The organism is Chitinophagaceae bacterium (assembly GCA_016717285.1).
Classification (GTDB): domain Bacteria; phylum Bacteroidota; class Bacteroidia; order Chitinophagales; family UBA10324; genus JACCZZ01.
The window spans coordinates 196,486-212,700 of sequence record JADKFU010000004.1; the positions used below are offsets into that span (position 1 = coordinate 196,486).

Annotated in this window: 6 protein-coding genes; all 6 read right to left on the bottom strand. The window is 42.2% G+C overall.

All coding sequences use genetic code 11. From position 1 onward, the window contains the following. Positions 1–37: 37 nt before the first annotated feature. The 6 genes from IPO83_06200 to sprA all read right to left on the bottom strand — a co-directional run bounded on the left by IPO83_06200 (position 38) and on the right by sprA (position 16,173). Positions 38–868, bottom strand: coding sequence for a class I SAM-dependent methyltransferase (locus IPO83_06200; protein MBK9730860.1), 831 nt, complete (start codon positions 866–868; stop codon positions 38–40). 299 nt (positions 869–1,167) lie between these two features. Further along, entirely contained in the window at positions 1,168–3,234 is a 2,067-nt protein-coding gene (gene glgB, locus IPO83_06205) for a 1,4-alpha-glucan branching protein GlgB (protein MBK9730861.1), read from the bottom strand. Positions 3,235–3,323: 89 nt separating this feature from the next. After that, positions 3,324–4,922 (bottom strand): putative maltokinase, encoded by a 1,599-nt coding sequence (locus IPO83_06210; GenBank protein ID MBK9730862.1) that lies wholly within the window; start codon positions 4,920–4,922, stop codon positions 3,324–3,326. Between the two features lie 101 nt (positions 4,923–5,023). Next, entirely contained in the window at positions 5,024–6,970 is a 1,947-nt protein-coding gene (locus tag IPO83_06215; GenBank protein ID MBK9730863.1) for an alpha-1,4-glucan--maltose-1-phosphate maltosyltransferase, read from the bottom strand. A 232-nt stretch (positions 6,971–7,202) separates the two neighbouring features. After that, positions 7,203–8,462, bottom strand: coding sequence for an MFS transporter (locus IPO83_06220; protein ID MBK9730864.1), 1,260 nt, complete (start codon positions 8,460–8,462; stop codon positions 7,203–7,205). A gap of 382 nt (positions 8,463–8,844) precedes the next feature. After that, positions 8,845–16,173 (bottom strand): cell surface protein SprA, encoded by a 7,329-nt coding sequence (gene sprA, locus IPO83_06225; GenBank protein MBK9730865.1) that lies wholly within the window; start codon positions 16,171–16,173, stop codon positions 8,845–8,847. Between the last annotated feature and the right edge of the window lie 42 nt (positions 16,174–16,215).

The following is a 16,215-nucleotide window of genomic DNA, read 5'->3' on the forward strand; positions in this document are numbered from 1 at the left end:
TCCTTGCATGCATTTGTTGAACGAAATTCCTACCTGCTTAAGCTTCGCTTTTCCTGAATTCTGCTGCCTCAATCGTCATTTTAAAATTTTTATCCGGAAAATAGGGGTATTTAAACGGCCTCGATTCAATCGGTTGGTTCAGGTAAATGGCACACAGCGAATTGGAGATATGGTAAATATTTTTTCTTTTTTCTTCAGGAGCACCATCAAGAATACCTGCAAACACTTCCCAGTTGATGTGCTCATAATTGCTTGTGTAATCGTGCCAGACAATTATTGAATTTTCATTCTTCAATAACTGAAAGGAGTTCTTTGTATCCGATTTTACGCCTTCATAACTATGGTCACCATCGATGAATATCAAGTCGAATTTTTGATGTAAGGATGCGAAATCAAAATGCATTGAATTGGCTTCAATATGTTTCACATTTTTAAGATCACCGGAAAACAACCTTTGCATTTGCTGAAATTCCTTTCCCCATCCTAATTTTCCCATGTCTTCATTCGATAAACTGATGGAGACAGCAGAACGGGTGAAGGGTGCAATGTTTGCCATACTCTCTCCCCGCCATGTTCCAAATTCAAGGTAATCACCATTGCTGAATCGTTGTGCCAGGAGCTTCAGTATCGCCATGTCAATGGGCAAAGAGGCGCCGTACAAATTGGTGAATACGCTTACTTCTGTTTTAAAGCCGGGGAAGAGATGTAACAGGTCTACCTCTCTCAGACCCGCTGTCATATTGAATTTTCCGGCCACCATTTTTTTACTGTCATTTGCTACCACTACATGATACAATGCCTTAAATATTGCAGAGGGGTTTGTAAAAAGTGTATTGATAAATGGAATAATCAGCTTGATTTTTTTCATGCAAAATTGTTAGGGTGGTATGGGCCGGGAGTCCATAAAATATTCCGGCCGGGAGCAAGATTAATGGATATTTAAGTGATTTCAAATAGAATGGGACTGATTACACATTCTAAATGGTCAGTACAGATACTGTAACCAGGGGACCTTATGTCTTCGGGCTTTTCCAGTTTTCCAGTTGTTACGGATTTGAAAATGTGATGAACAATCCCTTGACGCAACTGGCACGGATCAATACATCCACTCTAAATCAAAGGTGTAAACCGAACAGACTTTCGTCGCTCTTCCATTTGAAAAATCGATCAGGATTTCTTCCTGATCCGTTTTGTTTTTACCGGTTTAGGCGCAGGTAATTCTTCAGAAAAAATCACCGGATCTGATGGCAGTTGAACCCTTCTTTTCTTCCGCTTCTCCACATATTTGAAAACCAATGCTCCCATTGGCGGAATATCAATCTCCACAGAATCATTCTTTCCATCCCAGGCAGTTGGTTGCGAATGAACATTTCCTCTTGTCGTAAATCCGGCGCCCCAGTAATAAGTAGCATCAGCATTCAGAATTTCTTTCCATTCTCCTCCCAGCGGTACAGCAGTCCGGTAATCATAACGTGCCACAGGTGTAAGATTCAGCACGATGAGCGTAATGTCTGTTTTCTTTACGCCCTTCCTGCAATAGATCAAAACACTGTTGTCTGCATCATCTACCTTCATCCAATCAAATCCATCAGCAGTAAAACTTTTATCGTACAAAGAATGCTCTTTGCTATACAATGCATTCAGGTCCTTCATCAGTTGCTGCAACCCTTTATGCGGAGAAAAATCCAACAAGTGCCAGTCAACACTTTGCTCGTGGTTCCATTCTTTGTACTGGCCAAATTCATCGCCCATAAATAAAAGCTTGGTACCCGGATGCGTGAACATATACACCAGCATAACCCGCATATTGGCAAACTGCTGCCACTGATCACCAGGCATTTTTTCCAGCAGTGATTTTTTTAAATGCACCACTTCATCATGAGAAAAAGGCAACATAAAATTTTCAGCGAAAGCATACATGATGCTGAAAGTAATCTGCTCATGATGATACTTGCGGTAGATCGGATCCGTGGAAAAATATTTGAGCGTATCGTTCATCCAACCCATCATCCATTTCATACTGAAACCCAAACCACCGTCAGAAACCATCCTGGTTACTTTTGGAAAGCTGGTAGATTCTTCCGCAATGGTTTGTACATCCGGAAATTCTTTGAACACTTCTGTATTGAATTCCTGCAGAAAAGATATGGCTTCGAGATTTTCTCTTCCTCCATGAATGTTAGGTTCCCATTCTCCGTGCTTGCGGGAATAATCCAGGTAAAGCATTGATGCCACAGCATCCACTCTCAATGCATCAGCATGATAACGATCGAGCCAGAAGAAAGCATTGCTTAACAGGAAAGAACGCACTTCATTTCTTCCATAATTGAAAATATAACTGCTCCAGTCGGGATGAAATCCCTTGCGCGGGTCAGCATGCTCGTATAATGCAGTACCATCAAAATAAATCAGTCCATGACCGTCGCCGGGAAAATGGGAAGGCACCCAGTCGAGAATTACGCCGATACCATTTTTATGCAACGTTTCAATCAATTGCATAAAATCCTGCGGCTCGCCAAACCTGGAACTTGGCGCAAAAAAACCGGTGACCTGATAACCCCATGATCCATAAAACGGATGTTCCATAACGGGCAACAGTTCCACGTGTGTGAAATTCATCTCTTTCGCATAGGCAGATAATTCTTCCGCGAGCTTTTTATAATCGAGTACTTTTTCAGGATCATCCGGACTTCTTCTCCACGAACCCAAATGCACTTCATACACAGAGAACGGTTGGTTGAGTTTGTTTTTTGTTTTGCGGAATTCCATCCACGCTTCATCTTCCCACTCTTTCCAGGTATCCCAAACTACAGATGCTGTTTTTGGTGGTTGCTCCCAATAAAAGGCGTAAGGATCTCCTTTTTCAAAAGATGCTCCTCCAAATTTTGACTGGATAAAATACTTATAGGCTTCCCCTTTGCCGATTTCAGGGATAAAGCCTTCCCATATACCAGATTCATCGCCGCGGGCAATCAGCTTATGCGACTGATTGTTCCAGCCATTCCAGTTTCCGATTACAGAAACCATGGATGCATTAGGTGCCCAGACAGCGAAACAAGTGCCTTTCGTATTCTTATATTCCACGAGATGCGCACCCATTTTTTCATATAGCTTGAAGTGCTTGCCCGCTTTGAATAAATTAATGTCATATTCTGTAAACCTGGAATATGCTTCTACAGGCTGTAATTTTTCTTGTTGCTGTTCGCCGTTTTGCTCCGATGATGTATGGTCCATGTCGCCTCTGTTTTTAATGTGGGGGCACGATGCGTTGTCTGAGACGCGAAGCACCGCATTGTTGTTGAGAGACGCGAAGCATCGCGTCTCTACGTGATTTCGTTTACTACCTGTTGAATGCCTTTTAATGGAATTTTGACCCACGTTGGTCGTCCGTTAAATTCATACCCCAATTCGTAGATCGCTTTTTCGAGCAGGTGTATTTGCAATAAAAACGCCTGTTCATTTTTATCTGCGGCAATCAGGGTACCTTCATTCACGGTTTCAAAATATTGATGAAGGTATGTTTCAGAGATTACTTTGTACCAATGCTGCGCTGCATTTTCAATCAATTCGTCATCCATGTTTTTTGTTTCTGCGCTGAAATAAAGCTTGGCACTTACTGCGTAATGAAATGAGCGGAGCATGCCGGCAACATCCTTTAAAGGTGAATGTTTGATCTTTCGATCGCTGATGGAACTTTCAGGTTCCCCTTCGAAATCAAGTATTATGTAATCGCTTCCGTTGTACAATACTTGTCCGAGGTGATAATCACCATGGATGCGTGTACGCAAAGAGTGAACAGGTTGTGTTTTGATGCGTGAAAAGAAATTGCGGATGGTATCAGCATGCTGCATAAAAAATTCAGCGAGTGCTTTTCCTTTTTCATCCAATGCATTGAAATTTTCTTTCGCTAATTGTATGCGACGTTTCAACAATGATTCAAAATGCGCAAACAACCAATCACGGTATTCGTCGGTGAAAGGTTCAGGTGTAAATGCAGGATCATTTGGATCGCAACCAAGGCCAAGGTGCATTTCCGCTGTTCTTGTTGCAAGCAATCCAACATGGTCGAGCACAAATTGATTGATCGTGTTATTTCCATCCACCACTCCAAAAATATATTCATTGAGATAGTCACCTACAAGTGACCAGGCGTCTTTGATGCTTTCCACTTTTTCCTGCATCATTCCAAAGGTAATTGGATCACTGTATGCCTTCTTCCATCCAAATGTTCCGGCAAAGGCAGGAATGTGAGAATAGCCGGCCTTCTCTGTGAGAAAGCTCACCACCTCCACATCAGGATTGGTTTCCCTGAAAAGTTTCCGGTAGAGCTTCATAAAATATTTCTCACCAAAAATCAGCGATGAATTGCTTTGATCGGCATCGAGAACACGTGATGAAATGCTTTCAGAAAAATCAGCTTCCTGGAAGGCTTTCCCTTTTACAAAAAAAAGTGAGCCGTTAGTCTGCTTAATTTTTGATGAATGATACACATGGTGAAACAACATTTTCCTGAAGGCCTCATCATAAATGGCATCGATGAGTATCATGTCTGTTTCATTAAAGCGTACAGCACCAATAATTCCTTTAAGGTTGATTTCATCAGCAGGATTTGCCTGAACAAGCGCCAATGGCAGCAAGTATTGTTCGAGCTTGCCTGTCCTGTATTTTGCTTTTATAATTAATAAATGAAATACAGTTGCGCTTGTTGAGACAATGGTTGGGGCAGTGATAGTGAGAAGACTATCGAGGCAAACAGCAGTGATCCGTCTTGCTTTGCCGGCAAACCACCGGCACGATTTTACATAAGCGGGCAGCATTTGCTTTTCCAATTGCTCAATTGCCAGTCTATCGTTGCCAAGCTCTTCCCATGGCAGTGCAAGGTGCAACAGCTTATTTACTTCAACTTGCGATACCTGCTCCATACTTTAGGGTTTAGGCAATTAATGATTATTTGCATTACGATTAATGAACGTTAACTTCCTAAATTATGATCTGAATAGATTATTCATGAAGAAATCCTTTTTCAAACCTCTTCAATTCTGAAAAGATGGCACGGCATCACATAAGGATCGAGCTCCACGTAATTCCATTCCCGGCTCCACGTGTAAGATGTGTCATTAATGAGGTCATGTACCACGTAAGCAATATAATCACTCTTGCCAAAACGGTGAAGCGGCACCTTAATGTTTCCTCCCTGTTTATAATAAGGATCAAGATTGACCACCATCAGCATTGAATTGGTGCCATGGTCATTCTGTTTGAAGAATGCAATCAGCTTGTCATTACTTGTTTCGCAAAACTGAATATTGTTGGTTTGCTGCAATGCTTCATTTTCATATCGCGCTTCATTTACTATAGCAATCAGCTCTTTCAATTTATTGGTTGCCTCCCAGTCCCACCATTTCACTTCATATTTTTCTGAATTGAGGTATTCTTCTTTTCCGGGTATAGCATCATGCACCATCATTTCATACACCGGTCCATAAAAACCATAGTTGGAGCTGAGCGTAGCGGCCATAAAAAAACGCGTGATGAACTGTGATTCCAAACCACTTTGCAACATATAAGGATTGATGTCGGGCGTGTTGGGCCAGAAATTGGGACGGAAATATTCACGCATTTCGGTTTGCGTGAGGTCATTCATGTATTCAATAATTTCATGTTTGGTGTTTCGCCAGGTGTAGTAGGTGTATGATTGCGAGAAGCCAATCTTACCAAGCAGTTGCATCACTTTGGGCCGGGTGAAAGCTTCTGCAAGAAATAGTACTTCCGGATGTTGTTCTTTTATTTCACGGATCAACCATTCCCAAAAAGGAAAAGCTTTGGTGTGTGGGTTATCAACTCTGAAAATTTTAACACCCTGCTCTATCCAGAAATCAACGATGCTTTTTAATTCTTTCCAAAGATTCTCCCAGTCGTCTGTTTCAAAATTAATCGGCAACACGTCCTGGTATTTTTTCGGTGGGTTTTCCGCGTACTGCACGGTTCCATCTGGTCGCCAGGTAAACCATTCGGGATGTTGTTTTACATAAGGATGATCAGGTGAGCATTGCAATGCATAATCCAGTGCGATTTCAATACCATGCGTTGCAGCTGTTCTTATGAGTGATTGAAAATCTTCTAAAGTTCCCAACTCTTTGCTGATGGATTTATGTCCGCCGTCCATTGAACCAATTGCCCAGGGTGAACCATATTCTCCTTTCTTCGCAACCGTTGCATTATTTTTTCCTTTCCTGTTGGAAACACCAATAGGATGAATAGGCGGGAGGTACAAGACATCAATTCCCATTTCCTCCAACCGCGGCAATACCTTCTCTACATCCTTGAAATCGCCATGCTTTCCGAGTATAGTGGAGGTTGATCGTGGAAACAATTCATACCAGGTACTGAAGCCGGCTTTTTTCCGGTCGGCAAAAACCTTTCCTGCAACGGGATATTCAGAGATGATGGCATCATCAGGATACTTTCTGATCCATTGTGCCACCTTTTCACTTAATCCTTCTTCTACTGCCCTTTCGTATTTCTTTTCATCGCGAAAGAGTGCCACCACTTTTGCGATTTCCGTTTTTTCTCTTTTCGTTGCTTTCATCAGCATCTTCTCGAGGTGATTGGCACCGATGAGCAACTCAACAGCCACCTGTTGTTTTCCCTTCACCCGCTTTTTGAGATCATGTTGCCAGGTCATTGCATGATCTACCCAGGCCTGTATCCTGAAATCCCAGAATCCCATTTCTTCCACTACAAAACTTCCTTTCCACTGATCGTTACCGGTTGCTTCCATGGCAACATGTTTCCATCCGGAAGCTTTCGAATGTTTGTAAGCGATACGGGCATTCATTTCATCATGACCATCGGAGAAAATATCTGCTTCCAGCGTAACCCGTTCTCCAGCGATGCGTTTGATGCTGTACCTTCCACCTTCGATTTCAGGAGTAAGGTTTTCAATGTTTACACGTAATTTTCCTTGCATAGGTTTGGTATGAGCAATTAATTTCAAAAGCCGGATGGAAATCTTTGTACAATGATAATTATTTTATGCTGATGCAATTTCTGTGTCCTTTTATGTTGTGTTACAAATGTCTCTGAGTTTATTGCCGTGGAAGCACGAAAATGCACGGAGAATAACAGGAAACTTAAAATTTGTGTTACATCATCATGATCATGAATTTTTATCCTGATAAGGTGAGTAATTTATTTTTGCTTCAATTGTCTTCAAGATAATCGAGGTCTTTGCCATAGGTTTCTGTTGTTTTCGATACGGCAACTAATGCAAGCAGCAACACCACTCCTCCAACTATTAATGCTGCAGTAATAATACTGCCTGAATAACCTTTGATCCAAAGAAAAACAGAGGTCATTGGAACCACCGCGCCACGAACAAAATTAGGCGTAGTGGTAGTTACAGTAGCTCTGATATTGGTACCGAATTGCTCTGAAGCCACTGTCATAAAAACAGACCAGTATCCATTGGCAATACCGAAGAAGAATGTAAAAAAGTAAAACAAAGGCACAGGAATTCCTTTCAAAGAAACATATACAAATACGCAAATGGTATCTGCGATCAAAAAATACAATAAGGCACGTTTGCGGCTTTTCAGGTATTGACTCAGCAATCCACAGATCAACGCGCCGGACGCAGCGCCGGCATAATGGTACATAATGGTATTGGCGCCTGTTACGATTGTTTTGCCTGTAACAGCGTCGATGCCGATACCAAGTGCCTGCGCATATTCAGGGCCGAAGGTTATGAGTACCGCTATTACAAACCAAATAGGCAATCCAATCACAATTCCTTTCAGGTATTTTGAAAATCTATTGCGTTGTGTAAACAGACTCAGGAAATTTCCGCGCCGCACTGTTTCTCTTTTCAATTGATGAAACATTCCTGATTCATACGCGCTGATTCTTAAAATCAATAAAGCAATTCCAAGTGCGCCACCAATGTAATAGGCCATTCTCCAATCAAATAATTTAGCGACTAATCCGCCTACTACAGCACCAAAAATTCCAAATGCAGCCACAATGGTAGTTCCATAACCACGTCGTTCTTTCGTCATCACTTCGGCCACGAGCGTAATGCCCGCACCAAGTTCACCTGCCAAACCTATGCCCGCCAAAAAACGATAGAGCGCATACATCTCCAGCGATTGCACAGTACCATTAAGAATATTAGCGAGTGAATAAAGAATGATTGATCCGAAGAGAACAGAAAGTCGTCCGCGTTTATCACCCAAAATTCCCCACAGTATTCCACCGACCAACATACCGGTCATTTGCCAGTTAAGGAGATAGGCACCTATATCAAGCAACTGCTTATCATCTGTAAAACCAAGTGCAATCAGGCTCGGTCTTCTCACGATTCCAAATAAAAGCAAGTCATAGATATCTACGAAGTAGCCAAGTGCTGCAATAATTACAGCCATGTTGAGCACATTGCTCGAAAGTGTTTTTTTCTCTGTCATATTTTTTGGGAGCGATAAATATAAAACATGATTGAAACTAAACGGGAGAATTCGAAATATTGGAGTGAAAATAAAAATGAAATGCATGCAATAGCGCGAAGAACGCAAAGTCAGGCACTTCAGGGTTTATTACGGGTTTTTCGAAAAATAAAGGAAGGTTCCGCTCGCAAAGGCGCAAAGAGCGCAAAGTCAGGAACCAAAAGGTATTATACAAGCTTTGCGAATATTTACTATGAATAGGGAATACGGATTGTAACACCTCCATCAAAAAATAATATGCTCGCAAAGGCGCTAAGTTTGCAAAGTCAGGAACCATGAGGCTCTTTACGGGCTTTGCGAAATTGACTATGAAAGAAATAATCAGGCGCAAATGCTGCAGAAGTTATTGACCGAGGGTAAAGCGGATCGTAACTCCGCCATCGGTATAATGGATTGGATAGGAATTGGAGATTTTTGGAATGGTGTATCGCTTGTTAAAGAACAACCGGACACTGAGCCTGTTGTTGACCACGTAATCAAATGTTGGAGAAAATGCAAGTGTTTCCATACCTGCTGTAGCCTGTGCGGGTGTTTCCTGATTCAACTTCTGACTTAGGGTGATGTTATCTCCATAAGAAACATTCATCAGGAAAGTGATGTCATTTTTTAAGCGCTTCTTTTTACCATTTACTTTGAAAGGCAATGTAGCATTTCGGAATTTGTATCCGAGTCCTATGGTGAATTCCTGAGTTCTTGACTCTGTCAACTGATAATCAAGAAAGCTGAAGGAGAGATTGCGGCCTCTCTTGTATTCAAACTTTGTGGTGAGTGAGTTTTTCCAGGTCATATCAATACCAATCAAGGGAGAAAAAACTTCAGTGATGGAGATTGCAGGAATATCGTAATAGGAAATGAAATTTCCCGACAGGGAATCAATCTTTGATGGGAATGCAACTTCATCGCCGGTAGCACCAACGAAATCGAGGGAGGAAGAAAAAGTAGCAATGGACAGGGTGGAATTATAAGCATGACTGATATTCACGGCGCTCCATATCTTCTTTGCCCATGGAAGTTTGGTTAGTCCATTATAGGTAACACGCCAGTTGGGCAATGGAAATTTATCCAATGGTAAACCCAGGCCAATCGTATTAGGATCTTTGGCACCATAAGCAGCAAGGAATGCAGGAATCAGCACATCAGTAGAAAACGGACCATAACCTTTTTGATAGTTTGGTAAAGAATCACTGAATTCGCCAATTGAATTTGGATTTGCATCTCCTAACCGGGACGAAATTGTTTCCCTGTACTTTGCAAATTCTTTGAAAGTTTCCGAAAAGGCGTTGGGTTCTAAAGGAACAAAACTCGTTTTGATGGGAATATAAGAGGAGGTATAGGTTCCAAACTCCATACGGCTCAGGTGTTGAAAATCAGAAATGGAGGTAGGTCGTTTGAAATATTCTGAAATATTATCGGAAATAGTACGGCTGAAATTGAGATCAATCAACAAATCCTTAAACGGCTCAAGTGTAGCCTTCATACTGGTATTTTTATTACTATTCTGCACAAACATATAATTCAGCGTAGTATCAGACGAAATCCATCCTTCATCAGCTTTTTTGTTGAGCCAGGTCGAATCGGGCTGATAACCAAAAATAAATCCCCATCCGGGAGCGCTCTGACTGAAATCCTGTCCGATAAACCTGGGTTTGAATAAATAACCGGGCAGCACGGTATTGTGGTTTTCCGTGTAATTGAGTGTTACCCGTTTCAGCATCAATGGAATCCTGATTGCGTAAGCTTCTATTCCAATAGGTTTGGTTTTGTTGGCCGTTGACTTTTTGGGATCGGTGGCAGGTTTGTCGCCTGAATCTTCCTCATCCTCCTTATCTTTTGAAGTTTTACTGCCAGGTGCTTTCTTCCTGTTAGGGATGGCAGCGTTGGTATCATATCGCTTCAATAATTTTGATTTGTTGTAGAGATTTCTAAAATTCATTTCTCCGTTAAAGCTCAGGTTTTGGGTATTGGAAATGGTATTGCCCAACGAACTTGGAATGATCCTGTTAGTTGCGCTATCAAGCACCAATGGTGCTGTGATCCAGGTGTAATTGGTTCCATAGCGGCCCGTCAATTGCGTCCAGTCGAGGAAAGGAATCTTGCTCAGCGGCACAGTATAATTTATATTTCCATTGTGGCTGTAATTCGTTGTTCTGCCGAAATTTTTGATGTTATTGAAGATGGAATCCTTTTCTTCTTTTGTATCAATCAGTCCTTGCGGCTCATCAATACGGGTGTTGGCCAGTGCATTAAAGTCAAGATTCAATCCTTTTGAAATATCGAACTTCAAACCTTCCGCCCGATCCCACGTGTAGTATTTATTGTAAGTCGGAATAATGATTTCATCCTTGGCAATGGGACGCAGGATGGTTTCATTAAACTGTCTGTCCATTGCTGTACGGAAAGTGAGATTAGTGGGCAGAAAATTCAGGTTGAAATCGCGGACAATCTTAAGGTACTTATTTTTTGAAGGAATCAGCTTTTCAAAAGGTGTGATGTATCTTGATTTTCCCGGAAAGGCATAACCTAATTCACCGTGATGCTGCCGCGTAATGTCTGACGAAATGATCGGGCTATGAATCAATGTTCGCGTATAAGCATACGTCAGGTTCCAGTTTTCAGGTGAATAGATCACGGGTTTGCTTTTTGCATTTTTACCCATGCTCACTTTGCGGACATTTGAGAAGTTGAGACTTCCGATTGAGCGGTACGTTTGTGCATTTTTTTTTGCGGCAGTCCGCAGCGTAGGATCATCGATGAGATCCAGTTTTTCTTTCAACAAAATATCATGATCATATGGATCGTACTGTGGTGTGCTATTGGCTTTTGATATGCCGGCATACATGGGCAACCGGATGCCCGCATTTTTTGGAAAAAATTTACCCAATTCCAAAACAGTGGCTGCATCATACGATAAGTAGTCGTCCTTAAATCTTTCGTTGAGCTTTTGCTCGAGCTGACCGTAGCCAATCGTATGCATAGAGCCTGATAAAGTAACTGTTCCAAAATCAGCGAGCCGGATGTCTGCGCGGGCAATGGCAGCATAACCTCCCGATTCGTCAAAACCTGTGAGGCGAAGTTCATCGAACCAGAATTCTCCACAAACAGGATTTCCATTATCATCAGGCAAACCCTGTTTCGGGTTACGGATTCCAATCATGGCTGTAGCAACAATACCCAGGTCAGGATTTCCCACGACAGTTATTTGTTTTCCATTTCCAAGTTGCACCACATAAGGAACCGTGAGTGGAATACCGGCAAAATTTCGCGCTTGTTTAGCCTTTACCAGATCATCCAGAGAGATATCAAAATTATTAGAGTCCGGCCATATATTGCTGGCAGACTGATCTCCTTCCGTTGAAATAATGAGCGGTACTTCATATTCATAGTAGTTACTGGTAAAATCGCTGCCCAATCTCAGGAAAGCGGTAACATCGCCGTTACTCAAGGGATCATTGCCTGCCTCTGATTCTGCGTGTACAAACATTTTGAGGTTAAAATATTGCCGCAGATCAAGGTTGATATTTTTATAAACAGCACGTGCATCACCATTATTAAGGTTGCACACTTCCAAAGACAGTGATTGCTCATTCTGATAGGTTGTACTTACCTGGCCAACAATCTGTTCACGCTGAATGCCGGGAGGCAGCACATAGTTGAAAGGCAATTTGCTGGAATTTTCTTCAAGGCTCACGGAGGTTAGGTTGAAAAAAGTGCTCCCTGAATTATCTCCTGGAAGATATTCGCCCGGTTGTTCGAGAGAAAACAGGTATTTCCGCCATTGGTTACGGATCAATTCCATCCGTGCAAATCGCATGATCACGGTTGTGTCGAATCCTGTCATATACATGCGTATGAACCGAATGGATTTAAAATCGGGAATGCTCCCTACTTTTTTATTGTATTCGTTGATCGGAATTTTAATTTGATACCATCTTTCCTGTCCCGGACTGTAGCCATTCACTGTAGGAACATCATAGGTAACCATATCGGTTACATAATTCTGTCCGATAAGCGATAGTGATTGCGGGCTTACATGCACTTTATATTGAAAATACTCTTCATTTTCAGTGATGGTATTATCACGGTTCAGATCCTCCGATTCCGGTTCGTTGGTAGCAGCATAAGAAACTGCCTGATTGCCACTCGATATGGGTGAATTTCCTTCTGTTGCATTGTACCTTGAATAGCGGTCAAGAATACCGGTTTGTGCATCGGTGTAAAATGGATCGTCGAAGTAGCGATAGTTATCGTTTGACGGATCTGCTGCCGCGACTTCATAAAGGGTAGAGTTGAAGCCGTAAATATTTCCCAGCGCATCGAGATAAGACTTGAAAAAGCGTCCCTCATCAATGGTTCTGTTGCCATCAAATCCAACATCCTGATACTGTCGTGCATTAGGATCGTTATCAAATGCCCTTGTAACCGGTGGCACTTTTGGATTGTATGCCCAGGCACTCTTATTTTCAATTGTGGTATCGCCTGTCGGGGATAACCCGTTTTCATACTGAAATTTTGAATCCTTCAACACATCTTCCGATATATTGCCGAGGTTGATGTAGAGATCTCCACCCTCTGTAGCAGAATTTAAGAATGGATCGAGCACCCAAAACTGGATGTACTCAATATTTGCTTCTTCAAAATCAGTCTGGTCTATAGATCTCTGAATGCCTCCCCATCTTTTTTCAGGATTTGGAAGTTGAATTTCTCCGTTTGCATCAACTGTGAGCTGCTGACCTGCACTATCGGTGTCGAAGTTATAAGGTCCGCGCTTGGAGGGTTCAAAGCGTATATCAAAAGTATTTTCATTCTGGTTGAATGGCTCATTGCTGTTGTCCTGTTGCGGGAAAATCTCAATGGACTCTACAGGGCGTGAATAAAAGTTATTCTGTTCTTCTCCAATCCCTTTTATGCCATCTGGTGCGCGTGTTCCCCAAAAGTAGGGATCGATATTATACCATGATAACTTAGCCCTGTTAAAGCCATAGCTAAGGTCATTGATGCGGGTTCCTTCCGGAAACAGGCCTCCCTGCGGGTCTTGCGGTGTGCTGGCGAGAGACCAGCTGGCAAACGGAAAACGTAAATCATAAGAAGTTTGTGTTCCTTCAAAATCATCAATGTAAACAGTTCCTTCATCACCAATAGCATTTGAATGGCCGGGAACAAGCCGTGCTCCCTCGCCCGAAAGCGTAATAGAAGAAACTTCCTTCGTATTGATGAGTGGAATGGCATTTACCATTTTCGTAAGCCAGGCGGATTCAGAGGTATAGCTTCCGTCAATTCCATAAATGGCATTTGATATCGGATCGTCGCCTGCATTTAATTTTACCGTGTAAGGGCGTTCCCACAATTTCAGGAAGGTACCTCCAAGCGTAAATTTATCATTGATATAATAATCGAATCGTGCGCCGAACAGGGTTTTGGTTTGAAAACTGAATAACTCATTGTTTTCAAATGCTACATTGATGGGCACACCGGAATTCAACAGACTTTGGTTCAGGATTTTTACACGACCAAGATTATAGTCGACCGTGAAATCCACGTTTTCGGTTAACTTCTGACCACCCGCAGTTACAGTTACCGATCCACTGGGTACATTGAATGCTCCCAAAGAAATTTCAGAAGAAACACTTGATTTGTAAGACCCTTTGATGGAATAGCGGTTAAACTCCGGAAATTGGTAAGCAATGGTTTTGGTGGAATCATATAGCACCTGATATACGTAGGGCTGCGCTGCAACGGCTGAAGAAAATTTCTTGGCTAAGTCTGATCCAAAGGGTTCCAACACAGGAAAGATCACTTTGCCATTGGCCGGATTAATGGTGATGCCATTGATAAAATCGAATACACCATCAGGTTGCGGATCGTTGTTATTATTAAGACGATCCAATCCGAGCACCTGAATCAGAGGTGTTCCATTAATATTATCAGCAGGCACATATCTTTTTTCGCCTCCTCCGGGATCGAGGTAGTAAACATCGAGGAAAAAATCCTGTGAATTTACCTGATAAGCTCCGAGAGAATATACGTTTTTCATCATCAGATCCCAGATTGGAAGCTTGGTGCGGGTAGAAGTGCTCTTCAACATTTTTAAGAATAATACAGAAGGCGTGTCTACATTGGGAGGAACATCAGCAGCAAATTCTCCCACCTGGTAAACCTGGCCGTTTACTGTATATTGAAAAGCAACACCAAGTACCTCATCAGGATTGAGCTGCTGATTCAGCATCAAAAAACCGACACGGGAATCAAAAGTATATTCATTGGGAGCCAGTTTGCGGGCGTATGTTTTCTCAAAATCCTGAATGGGCTGCAGGTTATAGGAAGGCCCTGTTAAGGTCTGCAAGGCAAAATCAAGAGAACGTACTGAAGGATCGTGAGATATAGTAGGATAAAGGTTGTTTGAATTTAAAGCAGGAGTCAGGTTATTCGCATATGGTAACACATTGTTAGTTGGCGGACCCACGGCAGGCGACGTTGAATAAGGAGATGATTCGCCCAAATCCATAAAAGCAATTACATCACGAACATCTACAGTGGCGCCTGTTTTATTGGTCACCCACACTTCCATTTTATTGATGGTTACCTGGGAGTTTACGATTGGTATTCCGGCAAGTGCTTCATTATAATGTTGACGGAAATATTGTGAGAGCAGGAAATTTCTGTTTTCATCATACTGATCAGCTGTAATTCGGAATACTTGTGTTTGGGCACCGCCTTGCACAGTGATATTCTCTGCCTGAGACTGCTGCTGCGAAATCACATTGGTAACAGTAAGCCGGCCGAACTGTAATTGCGTTTTCAATCCGAAGAGGCTCTGGTTGCCTGTAATCAGTGAGCCCTTCAGCGGAAGCGAAACATTACCCGCTTCAATTTTCTTAATGATTTCATCTTCGTAACCAGTATAATCAAGCTTCACCTGGTTTTCAAAATTGAAAACTGCACCAGTATTGTAATTCGTCGTTATTTTTAATTTATCACCAATCTTGCCAATCACATTGATCTGAATATTCATATCGAAATCAAAACCACCCTGGTGACGCTGACTTTTAGTAAGAATGGGATTTAGGATATTCTGATAGTTACCGCCAAAAGTGAGATCGATATTTCCCTGTGGACGAATGTCTACGGCTGTGCCACCGAATATGCGGTCGAAGATCCGGTTGTTTACGTTCACTTCCGGAATTACGCCTTTTTGTGACAGCGCGGAAGCAGCATTGCTCCTGTCAAACCAATATTGTTGTTCGGAATTTTTTGACTGATAATCGAGGTATTCCTGAAATGACATGTAGGTTGGATTCCTGAAAAACTGTCCACCGATGGTTTCCGTTAAAATATATTGATTGGTTTCGGGATCGTAATCAATGTTCTTCTCAACGATGGATGGATCCTGAAGATCGAAAGCATTGGAGGGTGTAGTGAGCCAGTCAGTAAACCGGTCATAGATCGGATAGGCAAGATCGATTTGATTGTTATCTTCCGGTGGCGTATCAACCGTAGCTTCCATTGAAACATCAGGAGTCGCAAGCTGACTTAGGTTGGTTTCTAAAGATTCACTCGTGGCAGTTGATGAATTCAACGGCCATTTCATGCCACCATTTTTCCCAACCGCCGCAATGATGGTAAAGGAAACAACAGACGCTACAACCAGGAAAGCACTATTTACTTTGAGATTCAAGCCACGCAATTTTTTAAGCCCTTGATAAAATGGAACGCCGGA

What these genes read in the sequence shown, in the direction of transcription:
- IPO83_06200 (MBK9730860.1), bottom strand. Translation starts at nt 868, where the DNA reads ATGAAAAAAATCAAGCTGATTATTCCATTTATCAATACACTTTTTACA.
- glgB (MBK9730861.1), bottom strand. Translation starts at nt 3,234, where the DNA reads ATGGACCATACATCATCGGAGCAAAACGGCGAACAGCAACAAGAAAAA.
- IPO83_06210 (MBK9730862.1), bottom strand. Translation starts at nt 4,922, where the DNA reads ATGGAGCAGGTATCGCAAGTTGAAGTAAATAAGCTGTTGCACCTTGCA.
- IPO83_06215 (MBK9730863.1), bottom strand. Translation starts at nt 6,970, where the DNA reads ATGCAAGGAAAATTACGTGTAAACATTGAAAACCTTACTCCTGAAATC.
- IPO83_06220 (MBK9730864.1), bottom strand. Translation starts at nt 8,462, where the DNA reads ATGACAGAGAAAAAAACACTTTCGAGCAATGTGCTCAACATGGCTGTA.